The sequence below is a fragment of the Mesorhizobium sp. genome (assembly GCF_004963255.1).
Lineage (GTDB): Bacteria > Pseudomonadota > Alphaproteobacteria > Rhizobiales > Rhizobiaceae > Mesorhizobium.
Genome location: NZ_SUGA01000034.1, coordinates 46,802 through 63,801, shown reverse-complemented (window position 1 = coordinate 63,801; position 17,000 = coordinate 46,802). Strand labels below are relative to the sequence as shown.

General features: G+C 64.9%; 14 protein-coding genes, 1 pseudogene and 1 riboswitch. Of the genes and pseudogenes, 8 read left to right on the top strand and 7 right to left on the bottom strand.

The annotated features are described in order from the left end of the window. The 4 genes and pseudogenes from E5X34_RS26295 to E5X34_RS26280 all read left to right on the top strand — a co-directional run. Positions 1–562, top strand: a pseudogene (locus E5X34_RS26295) (helicase); the annotation flags it as partial. Positions 563–577: 15 nt separating this feature from the next. Beyond that, on the top strand, positions 578–964 hold the full coding sequence (locus tag E5X34_RS26290; protein ID WP_126064026.1) for an RNA-binding S4 domain-containing protein: 387 nt from the start codon (positions 578–580) through the stop codon (positions 962–964). 202 nt (positions 965–1,166) lie between these two features. Continuing rightward, positions 1,167–1,505: a ferredoxin FdxA gene (gene fdxA / locus E5X34_RS26285; protein ID WP_112129660.1), complete on the top strand. Its 339-nt coding sequence runs from the start codon at positions 1,167–1,169 to the stop codon at positions 1,503–1,505. A gap of 374 nt (positions 1,506–1,879) precedes the next feature. After that, entirely contained in the window at positions 1,880–2,461 is a 582-nt protein-coding gene (locus E5X34_RS26280; protein WP_040974338.1) for a CarD family transcriptional regulator, read from the top strand. A gap of 73 nt (positions 2,462–2,534) precedes the next feature. On the opposite strand, the gene E5X34_RS26275 is transcribed toward E5X34_RS26280, so the two are convergent. The 3 genes from E5X34_RS26275 to E5X34_RS26265 all read right to left on the bottom strand — a co-directional run bounded on the left by E5X34_RS26275 (position 2,535) and on the right by E5X34_RS26265 (position 4,921). Next, the gene (locus E5X34_RS26275; RefSeq protein WP_292570885.1) at positions 2,535–3,308 is read right to left on the bottom strand and encodes an amino acid ABC transporter ATP-binding protein; all 774 of its coding nucleotides are present in this window, start codon (positions 3,306–3,308) and stop codon (positions 2,535–2,537) included. Continuing rightward, entirely contained in the window at positions 3,305–3,985 is a 681-nt protein-coding gene (locus E5X34_RS26270) for an ABC transporter permease subunit (protein WP_127251867.1), read from the bottom strand. The genes E5X34_RS26275 and E5X34_RS26270 overlap by 4 nt, the downstream gene beginning before the upstream one ends. Positions 3,986–4,147: 162 nt before the next feature. Next, a complete protein-coding gene (locus E5X34_RS26265) occupies positions 4,148–4,921 on the bottom strand; it encodes an amino acid ABC transporter substrate-binding protein (RefSeq protein WP_292570882.1) in 774 nt (257 codons plus the stop codon). A gap of 307 nt (positions 4,922–5,228) precedes the next feature. Here E5X34_RS26265 and E5X34_RS26260 point away from each other — a divergent pair, with 307 nt between their 5' ends. Together E5X34_RS26260 and E5X34_RS26255 are read left to right on the top strand one after the other, a co-directional pair. Continuing rightward, positions 5,229–6,092, top strand: coding sequence for an RNA polymerase factor sigma-32 (locus E5X34_RS26260; protein WP_126064022.1), 864 nt, complete (start codon positions 5,229–5,231; stop codon positions 6,090–6,092). Positions 6,093–6,261: 169 nt separating this feature from the next. After that, a complete protein-coding gene (locus tag E5X34_RS26255; protein ID WP_292570879.1) occupies positions 6,262–8,637 on the top strand; it encodes a caspase family protein in 2,376 nt (791 codons plus the stop codon). A gap of 224 nt (positions 8,638–8,861) precedes the next feature. Here E5X34_RS26255 and E5X34_RS26250 read toward each other — a convergent pair whose 3' ends face one another. The 4 genes from E5X34_RS26250 to thiB form a co-directional block, all read right to left on the bottom strand. Then, a complete protein-coding gene (locus E5X34_RS26250; RefSeq protein WP_292570875.1) occupies positions 8,862–10,328 on the bottom strand; it encodes a M48 family metalloprotease in 1,467 nt (488 codons plus the stop codon). A 152-nt stretch (positions 10,329–10,480) separates the two neighbouring features. Beyond that, positions 10,481–11,269, bottom strand: a complete 789-nt coding sequence (gene thiQ, locus E5X34_RS26245; protein ID WP_292570872.1) for a thiamine ABC transporter ATP-binding protein — start codon at positions 11,267–11,269, stop codon at positions 10,481–10,483. Continuing rightward, the gene (gene thiP, locus E5X34_RS26240; protein WP_292570869.1) at positions 11,266–12,882 is read right to left on the bottom strand and encodes a thiamine/thiamine pyrophosphate ABC transporter permease; all 1,617 of its coding nucleotides are present in this window, start codon (positions 12,880–12,882) and stop codon (positions 11,266–11,268) included. Before thiP ends, thiQ begins: the two co-directional genes overlap by 4 nt. A 317-nt stretch (positions 12,883–13,199) precedes the next feature. Next, the gene (gene thiB, locus E5X34_RS26235) at positions 13,200–14,210 is read right to left on the bottom strand and encodes a thiamine ABC transporter substrate binding subunit (protein ID WP_292570866.1); all 1,011 of its coding nucleotides are present in this window, start codon (positions 14,208–14,210) and stop codon (positions 13,200–13,202) included. 43 nt (positions 14,211–14,253) lie between these two features. After that, positions 14,254–14,359, bottom strand: a riboswitch (TPP riboswitch). 131 nt (positions 14,360–14,490) lie between these two features. Between thiB and E5X34_RS26230 the strand changes: the two genes are divergently transcribed. After that, the gene (locus tag E5X34_RS26230) at positions 14,491–15,135 is read left to right on the top strand and encodes a thiamine diphosphokinase (RefSeq protein ID WP_292570863.1); all 645 of its coding nucleotides are present in this window, start codon (positions 14,491–14,493) and stop codon (positions 15,133–15,135) included. 10 nt (positions 15,136–15,145) lie between these two features. After that, positions 15,146–16,960 (top strand): ABC-F family ATP-binding cassette domain-containing protein, encoded by a 1,815-nt coding sequence (locus tag E5X34_RS26225; protein WP_292570860.1) that lies wholly within the window; start codon positions 15,146–15,148, stop codon positions 16,958–16,960. Positions 16,961–17,000 lie beyond the last annotated feature (40 nt).

Genomic DNA, 17,000 nt, shown 5'->3' with positions numbered 1-17,000 from the left:
AAGCAGTGCCGATACCACCGAAGCCGGCGCTCCCCCCGCCCCGCCGCTGCGCGCCGACCCTCTTCACGAGGGGGAGGGTAAGGCCAGCGAAACTCCGGCTGAAGCTGAAGAACCGAAGCCTGTCCTTCTGTGGCGCCAGGCGCGTTTCGATCACCAGCGCCCGCGCCAGCGCCACGACAACCGTCGAGACAATCGCCCGCGCGGTGGCCAGCCCGCGCGCGAGGCAGGTGCCGCAGGCGGCCAGCCTGGCGACAAGCCGGCGAACGAAGGCCGCCGCGACGGCGCCGGCAAGCCGCGCTTCGACCGCTCGAAGTTCAAGCCGAGGCCGGAAACAGGCGACCGGCGCGAAGGTCGCCCGCAAGGCGAGCGCCCGGATCGCCACGAGGGGGGCCGCCGCGACGGCCGGCCTGACTGGAAGGGCAACAGGCAAGAAGGCAAAGGCAACGCTCCGGGCGGCAAGCCGGCCTTCCAGGGCAAGCCGCGCGAGGAACGCCCGCAGCGCTTCGATCCGGATTCGCCCTTCGCCAAGCTCGCCGCCCTGCGCGACCAGCTGAAGAAATAACCTCGGTCGGTTGCGATGGTTGGAGAGGGCCGCCAGCGCATCGACAAATGGCTGTTCTTCTCGCGCGCGGTGAAGTCGCGGTCCCTGGCCGCGAAGGTCGTCGTCGCCGGACGCGTGCGCATCAATCGCGACAAAGCAGCGCAGGCCTCCGATCTGGTGAAGCCCGGCGACGTGCTGACCATCACGCTCGAGGGCCGCATCCTGGTCTGGAAAGTGCTGGATTGCGGCACGCGGCGCGGGCCGGCCGATGAAGCGCGGCTGCTTTACCAGGACATGTCGCCGGCACCGACGCCCAAAGGCGGGGCCGTTGCGGACGCCATTCCGGCGCTGCGCGAGGCCGGCAGCGGCCGCCCGACCAAACGCGAGCGCCGCCAGACCGATCGTCTGCTCGGCGACGATTGAGACATGACCTGCCCGGGGGCGCGGCCGGAGCCATTCCGCGAAACTGCGCGGCGATCAGGCTCGGTGACGTCGATCCGCTCTTCCGGCCGGAATTCCTTTCCGGCCCTCCGGCTCCGACGGTAATCCCTACCCTTGCATGCGGCGGGCAAAGGCGTTACCTCAGCCAAAAAGCCCAACAAAATGGGACGTTCCGGAGCCTGCAATGACCTATGTCGTGACCGACAATTGCATCAAATGCAAATATATGGACTGCATCGAGGTCTGTCCGGTCGACTGTTTCTACGAGGGGGAGAACATGCTCGTCATCCATCCCGACGAGTGCATCGACTGCGGCGTGTGCGAGCCCGAATGCCCGGCGGACGCGATCAAGCCGGACACCGAGGGCGGTCTCGACAAATGGTTGCAGATCAACGCCGAATACGCCGAGAAGTGGCCCAACATCACGGCCAAGAAAGAACCGCCGGCCGACGCCAAGACCTTCGACGGCGAGACCGGGAAGTTCGAGAAATATTTCTCGGCCGAGCCCGGCGAGGGTGATTGAGAAAGAGGCCGATAGCGCTGGCATGACGCCGCGTAACGGGGCCGATACAAATACTGTCTTGACAGGCAGCACTGCCGCTTGGCGTTAGCGAACGCGGCAAAACCTTGATTCTTCCGACTTTTTGTGTTACATAAGCCAAACATGCCGGTGACACGACGTCGATTTATGGCGCTAACGCCCCAAATCACTGAAAGGTGAGCTTTTAATTCCGGACCAGAGCGATCTGGGGCAGGCGGTCGCATTGTTGCGATATGCCGGTCCCCCTGCTTTTCCGGTGGGTTCATCCTGTTGCGCGGCTAACGGTCGGCTATCGCCGGCCCCATCGGTTCGCGCCGGCATGATGCCGACGGCACAACTAAGGAGTTCAGGGCGTAATGGCAACGATCACCCCGCAGAAGAAGTCCACCGCGGCCCGCCACGGGTTCAAGACCGGCGAGTTCATCGTCTATCCGGCGCATGGCGTCGGCCAGATCGTGGCGATCGACGAGCAGGAAGTTGCGGGTCACAAGCTGGAACTGTTCGTCATCGATTTCCAGAAGGACAAGATGCGGCTGAAGGTTCCGGTCGCCAAGGCGACCTCGATCGGCATGCGCAAGCTGTCGGAAGAGGATTATGTCGACCGCGCGCTGAAGGTCGTGCAGGGCCGCGCCCGCATCAAGCGCACCATGTGGTCGCGCCGCGCCCAGGAATATGATGCCAAGATCAATTCCGGCGACCTGATCTCGATCTCGGAAGTCGTGCGCGACCTCTACCGCGCCGACAATCAGCCGGAGCAGTCCTATTCCGAGCGTCAGCTCTATGAAGCCGCGCTCGACCGCATGGCTCGCGAGATCGCCGCGGTGAACCGCATGTCGGAGACCGAGGCGGTGCGCCTTATCGAGGTCAACCTCAACAAAGGCCCGAAGCGCGGCGCCAAGGCCGACAACGAAGAAGCCGAACAGGAAGAAGCTGCCTGAGCTTTTTCGCCTTTAAGTTACGAAGAACCCGGCCTCGCGCCGGGTTTTTTGTTTCTGAAAGGCCTGTTGAAGGTTACGCGCCTCCCCCTTCCTTCTGTGCCTCTTCCTGCCGCAGCGAGGCAATGAAACGTTTCGTGCGCTCGCGCTCCGGACTGTCGAACACGACCGAGGCCGGGCCTTTCTCGACGATCGCTCCGGCATCGAGGAAGACGACCTCGTCAGCGATCTTGGAGGCGAGCCGGAGATCATGCGTGGCCATCACCATGGTCGTGCCCTCGCGGGCCAGCTGCCCGAGCACGTCGACCACTTCCTGCGCCAGTTCCGGATCGAGCGCCGAGGTCGGCTCGTCGCAGAGCAGCACGCGCGGCGACGGCGCAAGCGCCCGGGCGATCGCCACGCGCTGCTGCTGGCCGCCCGACAGCGTTGCCGGCCAAGCATCGGCCTTGTGCGCCATCCCAACCTTCTCTAGCAGCGCCATCGCCCGCTCGCGCGCCCTCGGCTCGGGCCATTTCAGCACCGTCACCAGCCCTTCCATGACATTCTCGATCGCCGTGCGATGCGGGAAGAGCTGGAAGTTCTGGAACACCATGCCGGTCTGCAGGCGGATGCGCTGGATATCTTTTGCCGGCACCTTGCCGCCCGGATGGAACGCAAGCGTCTCCTCGCCGATGCGCAAGGAACCGGAAGTCGGGATCTCCAGCAGGTTGATGCAGCGCAGAAGCGTGCTTTTGCCCCCGCCGGAAGGGCCGACCAGCGCCGTGACGCTGCCTTCGTCGATGCTGACGGTGACGCCCTTCAGGACAAGATTGTCGCCGAAACGCTTCTCGATGTCGGTAAGGCCGATCATGAATTGGCCTCCAGGAAGCCGCCATAGCGGTTGAGCCGCACCTCCAGCCGCGCCTGCAGCGCCGACAGCACCGAGCTCAGCACGAGATAGAGCGCCGCCGCCTCGACATAGAGGATTAGCGGCTCGTAGGTGGTGGCGACGATGCGCTGCGCGGCCTGGAACATCTCGGGCACCGTGATGGCGGCCGCCAGCGAGGTGTCCTTGACCAGCGAGATGAAGGTGTTGGAGAGCGGCGGCACCGCGACGCGGCCCGCCTGTGGAAGGATGGTGCGCCGCATCGCCTGACTCCAGGTCATGCCGATCGAATAGGACGCCTCCCACTGGCCCTTCGGCACCGAGCCGATGACGGCGCGGATGATCTCCGACGTGTAGGCGCCGATGTTGAGCGTGAAGCCGATCAGCGCCGCGGGAAAGGCATCGAGCAGGATGCCGACCGACGGCAGGCCATAGAAGATCAGGAACAGCTGAACCAGCAGCGGCGTGCCGCGAAAGATCCAGACATAGAAGCGCACCAGCGCGACCAGAGGCTTGGGCCCGAACAGCCGGATCAGCGCCGTCACCAGCCCGGCGATGAGCCCGAGCGCGAACGACAGGAGCGTCAGCGGCACGGTGAAGATCAGCGCCGCCCATAACAGCGTCGGCAGCGATTCCAGCATCAATTGCAGCCAGTGCGGCACGGGGCGCTTCTCCCTTCCAGATACGGCGGCGCGTTGCCCCGTGTGGACTGACTATCATGCAAAACCCGGCGAGCCGTCAAAGACAGCCCGATGAATGTCGTGCCAAAAAACAGCGGGCCGTCGTCGACGGCCCGCCGGAGTTCAGGCAAAACGACCGCCAGCTTACTGCGAAACGTCCTGGCCGAAATACTTGTCGGCGATCTTCTTGTAGGTGCCGTCGGCCTTGATGTCCGCCAGCGCCTTGTTGATGGCCGCGACCAGTTCCGGATCGCCCTTGCGCACGATGACGCCGGAATAGTCGGCATTCTCTTCCTGCGCGGCGATCTTCACATTGGCGTCCGGCTTGTGCTTCTTGAAATCCAGGAAGGACAGGCTGTCGTTGATGGTGGCGTCCGCGCGGCCGGTGAGCAGAAGCTGGATCGACTGGTCGAAGCCGTCGGTGCCGACCAGTTCCGCGCCGTTCTTCTCGGCAAGCTTGCCGAAATTCGAGGTTAGCGACTGCGCCGCCTTCTTGCCCTTGAGATCGGCGAAGGTCTTGATGTCGGTATTGTCGCCGCGCACGATCAGCACCGCCTTCGAGGCGATGTAGGGATCGGAGAAATCATACTTGGCCTTGCGCGCGTCGGTGATGCCGACCTCGTTGATGACGGCGTCGTAGCGGTTGGCGTCGAGGCCTGCGATCAGCCCATCCCACTTGCCTTCCAGGAACTCGACCTTGACGCCGAGCTTGTCGCCGATGGCCTTGGCGATCTCGACGTCGAAGCCGACCAGCGCGTTGGATTCGTCATGATAGGTGAAGGGCGCATAGGTGCCTTCCGTGCCGACCTTGAGCACGCCGGCCTGCTTGATCTGGTCGAGATTGGCGCCGGCATGGCCGGCGGTGACCGCCAGAACCTGCAGCGTTCCGGCGATGAGGAGCGATTTAAGCCATTTCATTTTTCTGTGATCCCGTTTTGACCGGTATGCCGGTCCGATTGTGAGAGCCGGAAACTGACAGATAGAAGGTCGCGAAATAAGGAACCAGATTTCAAAAATCGGCTTTCCCGGAAATCTGATTCTCAAAATCGCCCGACAATCCGCCAAGCGGGATTTCCGAGCCCGCTGACAGAATGTTCCCGCCGGCAACATTTGCCCCCTCGGGCGGCGGAACCATCCATGCGCCTGACACGTTGCATGGCTGTTGTAGGGCGCGGCGGCGCCTTTTCAACCGTCATGAGCGTAATGACCGCCAACAGGAGCCGGCATGATTGAGGACGCGGCAGGACGGACACTGGTCCGGGCGGCAATGAAGGCTCCCTATCTTGAGCGCGACGAGGAGCATGTCCTTGCGCTCCGCTGGAAGGAAGAGAACGACCAGCACGCGCTGCATCGGATCACCGTCGCCCATATGCGACTGGTCATCTCCATGGCCTCGAAATTCCGCCATTACGGCCTGCCGCTCGGCGACCTCATCCAGGAGGGCCATGTCGGCCTGCTCGAGGCGGCGGCCCGTTTCGAGCCGGCGCGCGAAGTGCGCTTCTCGACCTATGCCACCTGGTGGATCCGCGCCTCGATGCAGGACTACATCCTGCGCAACTGGTCGATCGTGCGCGGAGGCACCAGCTCGGCGCAGAAGGCGCTGTTCTTCAATCTCAGGCGCTTGCGCGCACGGCTGGCCAACGGCGCCGAGCCGCTCTCCAATGCCACGCTCTACCGTGAGGTCTCGGCGGCGCTCGGCGTTCCCGAAGCGGACGTGGCGATGATGGATTCACGCCTGTCCTCCCCAGACAGCTCGCTCAACGCACCGCTTGCCGACGAAAACGGCGCTGCCGAGCGGATGGATTTCCTGGTCTCCGAAGACCCGCTGCCCGACGAGATCGTCGGCGAAAGAATCGACGTCCAGCGCCGCGCCCTCTGGCTGAAAAGCGCGCTTGGCGCGCTCAACGCCCGCGAGCTTCGCATCATCGAGGAGCGCAGGCTGAGCGATGACGGCGCCACGCTTGAATCGCTTGGCGAACAGCTCGGCATCTCCAAGGAGCGCGTCCGCCAGATCGAGGCGCGTGCCATGGAAAAGCTGAAGCTGGCGCTGGTGAAGCAGAACCCGGAATTTCTGGCGGAGGCCGCCTGAGCAGCAACTTGAAGTTGTTGGCGAGTTCTTTCATTGAACAAAAATATATCCCCGTTGCGGCAAAGACTTTCCTTCTTACTGTATCAGCGTATTGTGAATTCTTTAACAGACCCGCGCGCGCAACTGGTCTTTGGTGAATCCGATAGACCATAGCGGATGGGGGACTGCCATGCTGCGATGCTGCGCCTTCCTTGCAGCCTTGATCCTCGTGGGCTTCGCGACGTTCGAAGCGCACGCTGACCGCAGGGTTGCCTTTGTGATCGGCAATTCGCAATACCGCAATATTCCGGCGCTCAAGAACCCGGACACCGACGCAGAGGACGTCTCGAAGACGTTCCGGCTGGCCGGTTTCGATGTATTCGTCGCCAAGGACGTCACCAAGCTCCAGTTCGAGGAGCAGTTCCGCAACTATCTTGCGGCCGCGGACGGCGCCGATCTCGCTGTCGTCTATTATTCGGGCCACGGGTTTCAGATCGGTGGCGTGAATTTCCTGATCCCTGTCGACGCTTCGCTTAAGCAGGCCGCCGACATCGAGGTTCAGGCGATCAAGCTCGATGACGTGCTGGAGCAATTGCGCTCGAAGTCGAAAATCCAGATCATCATCCTCGATGCCTGCCGCAACAATCCGTTTCCGCGCAAGGACTACTGGCTGCGGGACCAGATGATCACCGCTAGCGGCACCGGTCTTGCCGAGGTAAAAAGCTCGCAGAACGCGCTGATTGCCTTTGCCACCGGTCCCGATGCGATCGCCTATGACGGGACGGGCAACGCCAGTCCGTTCTCGTCCGCTTTTTCGCGCCGCGCGCTGGCGCCGAACCAGGAGATACGCGCGGTCATGGCCGCGGTGCGCCGCGACGTGGTCGCAGCCACCAAAGGCAAGCAGGTTCCTTGGGAGAACTCTTCGCTGATCGACGAAGTGGTGCTCATGCACCGTGCGAACAAGCCGGCGCTGCCGCCGGTGCTGGAGAGAGTCGTGCCGTCGGGGATCGGGCCGGTCGCGCTTGACCTGCCGACGCCGGTCACTGTCGACGGCAGCGCGGCCACCGTAAGCATTGAAACGCTTCCCGCGCTCGCAGGCCTGGTGTTGGACGGCAAACCCGTCGCCGAAGGCGACCGGATTGCGGGCAACGACCTGCCGCGTCTGCTGATCGACCTGCCCAAGGCGTCCGACACGCAGGAACAGGTCGAAACGCTGGCCTATGCCACACATGACGAGTGGGGTGGCGTATCTCAGGGCATCCTCGTCTTGCGCATCAAGGGTGGCGCTGAGGGCCAGCAGAGTGCAGCGTCCCTGAAGGCCGAGCAGAAGCAATTGATGGTGGAGCGTGGCCTCCACATCACCAGTGCCGCCGAGGCGATCCAGAAGAAGAGCGAACTCAGCGTCCCGGTCGGCGTCGGCCCGGTTCCGTTGAACCTGGATTTTCCGACCGGAGACCCCGGCATCAGCCTGAAGCTCGCGAGTTACCCGGCAACAGGAACGCTGTCGCTGCCGGATCGCACATTGTCGCCGGATTCGACCATTCTGGCCAACGAGATCGACAAATTGCGCTACGAGCCGCAGATCGGCGCCGCCGCTCCCCTCGAGGTCGGCTTCCAGATCCGCGCTGGCAAGGCGTCAAAGCCGGCCACGATGAAACTGTCGCCAAGCGTCGACCCTTGCGACCGGGCGGCAGGCGCGCCGCTCGACCTGCAGGGCGTCGCCCCCGGCCGCCAGCCGAACGAGATCGGCGGCGGAGCGATCGAAGCTTGCGAAGCGGCGGTTAAAGCCTACCCCAATGTCGTCCGCTTCCGCTATGAGCTCGGGCGGGCGTTGCTGGCGGCCGGCAAGGTCGACGAGGCTAGGAAGGCCATTCAGGAAGCCGCCGACAAGGGCCATGCCCGCGCCGTTTTCGAGCTCGCCTATATGGCGGCGTCCGCAACAAGCACGGCCGCGGATGTTACGAAAGCGAATGGCCTCTACGCCCAGGCGGCCGACCAGGGGGATCCAGCCGCCATGGCTGCCTGGGGACGCGCTTTGTTCAACGGCGTCGGCGTCGAGCCGAACCCCCGAAAGGGATTGGACCTGCTGCTCAAGTCTGCGGCGATGGGGCATATCAGCGCCATGAACGACCTCGCGTTGATCTTCCAGGAAGGCCGCAATGGCGTGCCCGCCGATCCGGCCCGCGCTCTGGCGTTCCTCAAGGCCAGCATGGAACGGCAGGAAGTCTATTCGATGAGCATTCTCGGTCTTGCCGGGCGCCGCTTCCAGACAGCCGCTGTATGCAAGCCCAAGGTAATCACGAAGATCAGGGTGATCCGCGCGCCTGCACCGCCGATGATAACCCCACCTCCGGTCAAACCGGTGCCGCCCTTAATCGAGCCGGCGCCTTGGCGGGGCGGCAGTAGCGGCGATCGCCCGTCTCCTTCCAGGCAGAGCAGTACTGAAGACAGCACTCCGGACAGCGACACTCCGGATACCCCCGACAGCCCCACCACGGGCGAACCTCCCGGCACCGACGCCAGCACCACAGGCTTTGGTGGCATCTCCACCGTCAGAGGTGGATAGCAGCCGCGACGCGTGGCCGGACCAGCCGGGACAAGGCATGTTGCCATGTCGAGTACGCGGCTAAAAGCATGTATCCCGAAAGTGTGAATCGGTTTCGGGACAAAGAAACGTGACCAAAAAGCTACGCGCATGGAGCGAATCTGAAAGGTCGCAACGCGCTTTAGGGATCGCGCATCGCGGCAAGCTCTCAAAGCGCCGGGCCGCGCGAACGCGAATGCGGAGCCCTACTTGTCGGTGACGATCTTGACCTTGTCGCCGGCCGATACGCTGGCGCCCGGCGACATGGCGTTGAGCACGCGGAAGAGGTCGAGCTTGCGGTCGACGCCGACCATCTGGGCCGCCAGCGAACCCATAGTCTGGCCGGCCTGGACGGTGACGACCCGGATATGCAGCGGCTTCAGCGCCGCCTTCTCGGCCGGGGTGAGCACACGGAAGGAGCCGCTGACCGAGCGCGCGACTGGATCCAGCGACGCGCTGACCGAGGGCGCCGCCGTCAGCAGCCTGTAGACCTGCCCGCCGGCGCGGATGACGGCGATGTCGAACTGCCAGCCTTGCGCGGTTGCATGCGCCATCGCCGCCTCGTTGCCGTTGATCGTCTCCTGCCGCACGCTGGCGTCTTCGAGCCCCGCCACCCAGCCGCTGCGGATGTAATCCGTGAGCGACACCGACTTGTCGATCGCCACGCCGTCGAAACGGATGGCGATGTCGCCCGGCCCGGTCGCGGTGACGGCGGCCGCCGAATTATCGATGACGAAACCGTCCGGCACGGTGAAGGAGACCCCAAGATTGGGGTGCATGAAGGTCTGGCCGCGCACATAGCCCTCTTCCGGCGTGTCGCCGTAAAGCAGGCCGTCTATGCCGGCCAGAAATGCGTCGCGGTCGCGCGTGCCGACGCCGGGCGGGCCGAAATTGCGCGCAAGGCGTTGCGCCAGCTCGATGCGCTGCGGCGTGTTGGGATGCGTCGCCAGGAAGTCGAGGCTGGCGTCGGTGGCGCCGCTGACCGAGCGGAAATCCGTATAGGCCGACATCGACTGCAGGAAACGGCCGGCGGCGTAAGGATCGTAGCCCGCCTCGCCGATCGACTTGATGCCGATGGCGTCGGCCTGCAGTTCCTGGTTGCGCGAGAATTGCGCTAGCCTCAGCTTGCCGCGGATCAGCGCCGCCTTGGCGGTTGGGCTGTCGCCGAGCACATCGGAAACGACCTTGGTCGCCAACCCTTCCTCGGCCTCGAGCTGCTGCCGCTGCAGCCCGTGATTCGCCGTGACGTGGCCCATCTCATGTGCGATGACGGCGGCAAGCTCGGAAGAATCATTGGCCAGCGCCAGCAGGCCGCGCGTCACATAGAGATAGCCGCCCGGCAGCGCGAAGGCGTTGACGTTGGGCGAGTTGAGGATGGTGATGCGATAGGTCTGGGTCGGGTTGGCCGACACCACGGTCAGATTGCCGACGACCTTGGCCACCATGCGTTCCAGCTTCGGATCGGAATATTCGCCGCCATAGGTAGCGAGAATGCGCGGATGCTGCGCCTTGGCCATTTCGGCGAGTTTGGCGTTGGCGACGACATTGTCGACGGTGATCGGCTTGTCGGAAGGCTGGAAGCCGCTCTCCTGCACGTCCGGCGGCGTGAACATCTGACAACTTGCCAGCACGGCAACGCCTGCCAGCGCGAAAAATCGCGCCAGCGGCCTCATCCACACCTTCTCAGCGCCGGTCGACAGATCGGCTTCCTTTCGAAATCTTTCGGCAAATCACGGCCCCGCCGGACCAGCATGGCCGACCTAGCCATACTCCCCCGGACAAGGCAAGCAAACGCCGGATCACCCGTTGCCGGTTTGACCGCAAATTATGTCGGCTTCCGGGCAATATGTTGTGATCCGGCAACGGTGCCGCCTCGATCGCCGATATAGCGCCGGAACGCATCCGGTCCAGGCCGATCGAAGAAATCGTCAGCCGGCCCGGTGGCCGCGATCCTGCCCTCATCGAGAAATGCCACGTCCTGGCCGATGCGGCGCGCATCTTCCGGCTGATGGGTGACGAACAGCACCGTCATCTTGCGCTCGGCATGGATGCCGGCGAGAAGGTCGAGCATATCCTCGCGCAGCGCCGGGCCGAGCGACGCGAAAGGTTCGTCGAGCAGCAAGACGGGCCGGTCGCGCAGCAGCACCCGCGCCAGCGCGACGCGCTGCCGCTCGCCGCCGGAGAGCTCGCGCGGCAGCCGCTTTTCCTTGCCGGCAAGGCCGACGCGCGCCAGCGCCTCGGCGACGGCGGCGCGATCGGCCTCGCCAAGCTTCAACGACGGCGAGCGACCGAGCCCGACATTGGCCTCGACCGTAAGATGGGCGAACAGATTGTTTTCCTGGAACACCATCGACACCGGTCGCGCCGAGGGCGGCGTGGCGCCGATCTCGATGCCGCCGATCAGCACCTTGCCGCTATCGGGTATTTCGAAGCCGGCTATCAGATTGAGCAGCGTCGATTTGCCGGAGCCGCTCGGCCCCATGATGGCGGTGATCCTGCCCGCCGCGAACTCGGCATTGAAGCGGAAGGACGATTCGCCATAGCTGAACGACACGTCTGCGAGTGTGACGGTCAGCGCCTTCCCTGCCGCGATGCCGTTATCCGTCGATTTCATGCCTTTGCTTCCCGGCCCAGCCAATCGGCGACGACGACCAGCATCAGGCAAACGAGGCCGAGCAGCAAGGCGAGCCCCGCGGCGTCCGCGGTCCGGTAGCTGCCCATGCGCGCGAGCAGAAGATAGGGCAAGGTCTGCACGGAATCGCTGCCGAACAGCGCGATCACGCCGAGATCGCCGAGCGACAGCGCCATGGCGAAAGCGAAGCCGGTGGCCAAGGGCCGCCTGAGCGACGGCCAGTCGATCAGGCTGAGCCGGGTCCAGCCGGATATGCCGAGCGCCAGGCAAAGCCGCTCATGGCGTTCGCTCGCCGCGTCATAGGCTGGGCGAATGGCACGGATGGCGAAGGGCATCGCCATCACCGCGTTGACGGCGACGACCATCACCGGCGCGACGGCAAAGACATCGGTGATGTTGCGCAGCGCCAGGAACCAGCCGGCGCCAAGCACGATCGGCGGCACGACGAGCACGAAGCCGGCGCCGGTGTCGGCGGCATGTTCGAGCAGCGACATGGCGCTGCCGGCACGGCGACGCAAAGCCAAAGCGCGCCGCGCCGCGATCAATGCCAGCGACAGCGACACGCTGAGCAGCGCCGCAAGCAAGGCGAGGCCGGCGCTGGTGAGCGTCGCGCGGCGCACAGCTTCCTCGCCCGCCAATCGGCCGAGATCGGCCTGAAGGCCCGAAACCACCGTCGCCAGCATCGGTCCGGCGACGAACAGCAGGGCGAGCGCGATGAGGCCGGCATTCAGCACGCTTTCGATCCGGCCCGCCGAAAGGTAGCGGCGCGGCGCCACCGGCAGATTGGCATCGCCGACGGTGTTGGCGCCAAGCCGCGTGAGTTCTGCGACCACGACGAAGGTGAGCGCGATCTGCAGCAGCGTCAGCACAACAGCGCGCGCGGGATCGAAGTCGAAACGCAGCGCCTGGTAGATGGCCACCTCCAGCGTCGTGGCGGCCGGACCGCCGCCCAGCGTCAGCACGATGGTGAAGGAGGTGATGCAGAGCATGAAGACAAGACCGGCGACGCCCGGCAAGGCCGCGCGCAGCACCGGCCATTCGATCAGCCGGAAGGCCGGCCAGGCGCCCATGCCGAGCTGGCTCGCCAGCCGCCACTGGTCGGCGGGAATCGTGCCCAGCGCCTCGAGGAACAGGCGCGTGGCCAAAGGCAGGTTGAAGAAGACATGCGCGACAAGGATGCCGGAGAGGCCGTAGATACCGGGCCACTCTCCCGCGCCGAGTCTGGCGAAAGCGCCGGCAAAGTAGCCGGCGCGGCCGTAGAGCGCCAATGTGCCGAGCGCCGCGACGATCGCCGGCAAGGCCAGTGGCACGGTGAACAGCTGCAAGATCAGGCGGCGACCTGGGAAGGTTGGGTGCCTCGACAGGGCGCGTGCCACCAAGAGCGCCGGGGCGACCGACAGCAGCGTCGACAGCAGCGCCTGCCACAGCGTGAAACGGACAACGCGCAACAGGTAGCTGTCGAAGGCAGCGGCAGCGCCGGAGAGGTCGTGCGCGCCTTCGAGGATGAGGCCAGCGAAGGCGCCGCCGATGAGCAGCGCGATTGCCGCGAGCGCGATTACGCCGGCGGTGATGCGGGAGTCACGCGCGGAGTGCACGCCGCACCATGCGGGCTTGAGCTAGGCAACGCCGCGTTCCTTCGCGCCCCCCTCTGGCCTGCCGGCCATCTCTCCCACAAGGGGGGAGATCAGATGTCGCGCCGCCTTTCGCCAATCGCCAACGTTGAAAATCGCCCGCAGCCGGTGAAGCTGCCAATCTCCCCCCTTGAGGGGGGTGAGGAGTGGTCCGCGAAGCGGACGGAAAGCCAATTGCTTGGCTTTCCGAATGACGAACGCCCGGAGCGACAGCGAAGGGCCGGGTCCGGCGGGACAGAGGGGGGCGCCGTAGAGCGGTCATCATGCAATATGTAGCAAAACTACTTGCTCATCACCGCCAGCCACTCATCCACCCAGGCCTTGCGGTTGGCCGCGACCTCCTCAGGGCTGAACAGCACGGTCTTGGTCGGCTTCACCAGTCTGTCGAAGGCCGGGTTGAGCGGCTTGTCGGTCTTGCCGGCCGGGAACATCCAGTTGGTTTCCGGGATGACATCCTGGAATTTCGGTCCGGTCATGAAGGCGATGAATTTTTGCGCCAGCGGGTTCTTGGCGCCCGTCGTCGTGATGCCCGCAACCTCGATCTGCAGGTACTCGCCTTCCTCGAACGACGCCGCCTGGTAGCGCCCGGTATTTTCGGCCACCATGTGATAGGCCGGCGAGGTGGTGTAGGACAGCACCATCGGCGCTTCGCCCTTGGTGAACAGGCCGTAGGCCTCGCTCCAGCCCGGCGTCACCGTCAGCACTTTCGGCTTGAGCTTGGCCCAGGCCTCCGGCGCCTTGTCGCCATAGACAGATTTCACCCACAAGAGCAGTCCGAGGCCGGGCGTCGAGGTGCGCGGATCCTGGATGACGATCTTGTCGGTGCCGGCGCCCTCCACCAGGTCTTTCAGGCTCTTCGGCGGGACTTTTAGCTTCTGCGTGTCATAGACGACAGCGAAATAGCCATAGTCGAAGGGCACGAAAGTCTCGTCGCTCCAGCCGCCTGGCACGTTGATTCCTGAGACTTCGCCATGCGGCGCAAACAGGCCGCTCGCCTTGGCATCGGCGGTCAGGTTGGTGTCGAGGCCGAGCACGATGTCGGCCTTGGTGCCGGCGCCTTCCAGTTTGACGCGGTTGAGCAACGCCACGCCGTCGGCCACCGAGACGAATTCGAGGTCGCAGCCGCATTCGGCTTCGAACTCCTTCTTCACCGCCGGGCCGGGCCCCCAATCGGCGGTGAAGCTTTCATAGGTATAGACGGTGAGCTTGTCCTTGGCCGCGGCGGGCGCAACGCCGACCAGAAGCGAAACAAGGCCTGTTGCCAGAATTAGACGGGACAGTATCGCGCGCATCGGCGCCTCCTTCGTTCGAGTGACAAGGAATTGAGGCGCCGGATGGTCCGAAACGTCTAATCCCTCCGCCGGTACAAACCGGATCAGGTTCAGCGGGTTGGCTTGCTTGCCTCTCAGCCGGATAATGTCCGGCACCCCGTTAGAGCGCCTCGACAGATAGGCCCGGCCGAAGCGGCGCGCAAGCGGAAGTTTGCCGGGCAGCTAATGTTCCGGGGGCAGGAGACGAAGCGCGACGCATCCGGCTTCCGTTTCACTTGGATGGCTGGTAAGGGCGACGGCCATGGGCACATTCACCATTCTGCTTGGCGGCGAGCTTATCCGCACGCCCCGGCTCGAACGCCAGATCGCTGGTTCGCGCGTCATCGCCGCCGATGCCGGCATCGGCCATGCCCGCACGCTTGGCCTCATGCCGGAACTCTGGGTCGGCGATTTCGACTCGGTGCCGGCCAACCTGCCGGAAGATCTGGCCTCCGTCCCACGAAAAATCTTCCCGGCCGAGAAGGACATGACCGATGGCGAGCTCGCCATCGCGGAAGCGCTCCAGCGCGGCGCCACCAGCCTCGTGCTTGCCGGCGCCTTCGGCGGCAAGCGCGCCGACCATGCCTCCCTGCATCTGGCGCTCGCCGTGCGGCTGGCAGAAGCGGGCACGACCGTGTTGCTGACGAGCGGCGCGCAGGAAGGCGTTCCCGTTTTGCCGGGCATCGCCAGCTTCAACTACGCGGACGGCACCCTGTTTTCGGTGCTCGGCTTCTCCGACCTGTTCGGCCTGACGGTTACCGGCGCCAAATGGCCGCTCGACCGCGTCGAGGTGGCGTTCGGCTCCTCGCTCACTATATCAAACGAGGTCAAAGGGCAGCTTGGCATCGCATTGGAGCGCGGCCGGGCGCTGCTTCTGGCCCACCCCTATCCTCTTCCCGAAAGCTGACATTCCAGACATGGCGCCGCCACTTCTCAACCTCGACGGCATTAAACTGACCTTCGGCGGCACCCCGCTGCTCGACGGCGCAGCGCTCAGCGCGTCCGCCGGCGAGAAGATCGCGCTGGTCGGCCGCAACGGCTCGGGCAAGTCGACCCTGCTCAAGATCGCCGCCGGGCTTATCGAGCCGCAGGACGGCGAGGTGTTCCGCCAACCCTCGGCGACCGTTCGTTATCTGCCGCAGATGCCGGACATGGACGGCTTCGCCACCGTGCGCGCCTATGTCGAGGCCGGCCTCGGCCCGGCCGACGATCCGCATCGCGCCACCTATCTGATGGAGCATCTCGGCCTCACCGGCGAGGAGCGGCCAAACGACCTGTCCGGCGGCGAGGCGCGCCGCGCCGCGCTTGCGCGGGTCATGGCGCCGGAGCCCGACATCCTTCTGCTCGACGAGCCCACCAACCATCTCGACCTTTCCGTGATCGAATGGCTGGAAGAAGAGCTTGCCCGCGCCTCGTCGGCGGTGATCCTGATCTCGCACGACCGCCGCTTTCTCGAACGCGTCACCCGCGCCACCGTCTGGCTGGATCGCGGCCAGACGCGGCGACTGGACAAGGGTTTTGCCCATTTCGAGGAATGGCGCGACCAGGTGCTGGAGGAGGAAGAGCGCGAGCAGCACAAGCTCGGCCGCCAGATCGTGCGCGAGGAGCATTGGCTGCGTTACGGCGTGACCGCCAGGCGCAAGCGCAACATGCGCCGCCTCGGCGAATTGCAGACGATGCGCCAGCGCTTCCGCAGCCATCGCGGTGCCGAAGGCACCGCCACCATGGTGGCAAGCGACGCCGCCGAATCCGGCAAGCTGGTGATCGAGGCCAAAAACATCGACAAGAGCTTTGGCGATCTCACCGTGGTCAAGGGTTTCTCGACCCGCATCCAGCGCGGCGACCGCGTCGGCCTGGTCGGGCCGAACGGTGCCGGCAAGACGACGCTTTTGAAGATGCTGACCGGCGAGTTGGCGCCGGACGCGGGCACGGTTCGGCTCGGCGTCAACCTGGAGATCGCCACGCTCGACCAGAAGCGCGAGGCCGTCGACCCGGCCGAGACCCTGGCGCACTACCTCACCGACGGGCGCGGCGAGAACCTGCTGGTCAATGGCGAGCAGCGCCACGTCGTCTCCTACATGAAGGATTTCCTGTTCAAGCCGGAGCAGGCGCGCACGCCGGTGCGCGAGCTTTCCGGCGGCGAGCGCGCGCGGCTGCTGTTGGCCCGCGTGCTGGCGCGGCCGGCGAATCTTCTGGTGCTCGACGAGCCGACCAACGACCTCGACATGGAGACGCTGGAGCTGCTGCAGGAACTGGTCGCGGGCTTTGCCGGAACTGTCATCCTGGTCAGCCACGACCGCGATTTCCTCGACCGCACCGTCACCAGCGTGATCGCGCCGGAGGGCAACGGCCGCTGGATCGAATATGCCGGCGGCTATTCCGACATGCTGGCGCAGCGCGGCGGCTCCAACCTGGAAGACCGCAAGGCAAGGTCGAAGGCCGAGGCCGCCGAGGCTTCGCCGAAAGCCGAACAAGCCGCACCCAAGGGCCCGGCGAAAAAGCTCTCGTTCAAGCAGAAATTCGCGCTGGATTCCCTGCCGAAGAAGATCGAAGCGGTGACAGCCTCGATCGCCAGGCTGGAGAACAACATCGCCGACCCCGCCTTCTACGAACGCGATCCCGTCTCCTTCCAGAAGACCATCGCCGCGCTCGACAAGGAGCGCACGACGCTCGCCGCGCTCGAGGAAGAGTGGTTGGAGCTGGAGATGTTGCGGGAGGAGATGGAGGGCTGACAAGCTTGCTTGCGAGCATCGTGGCGTTTTACGATACCCA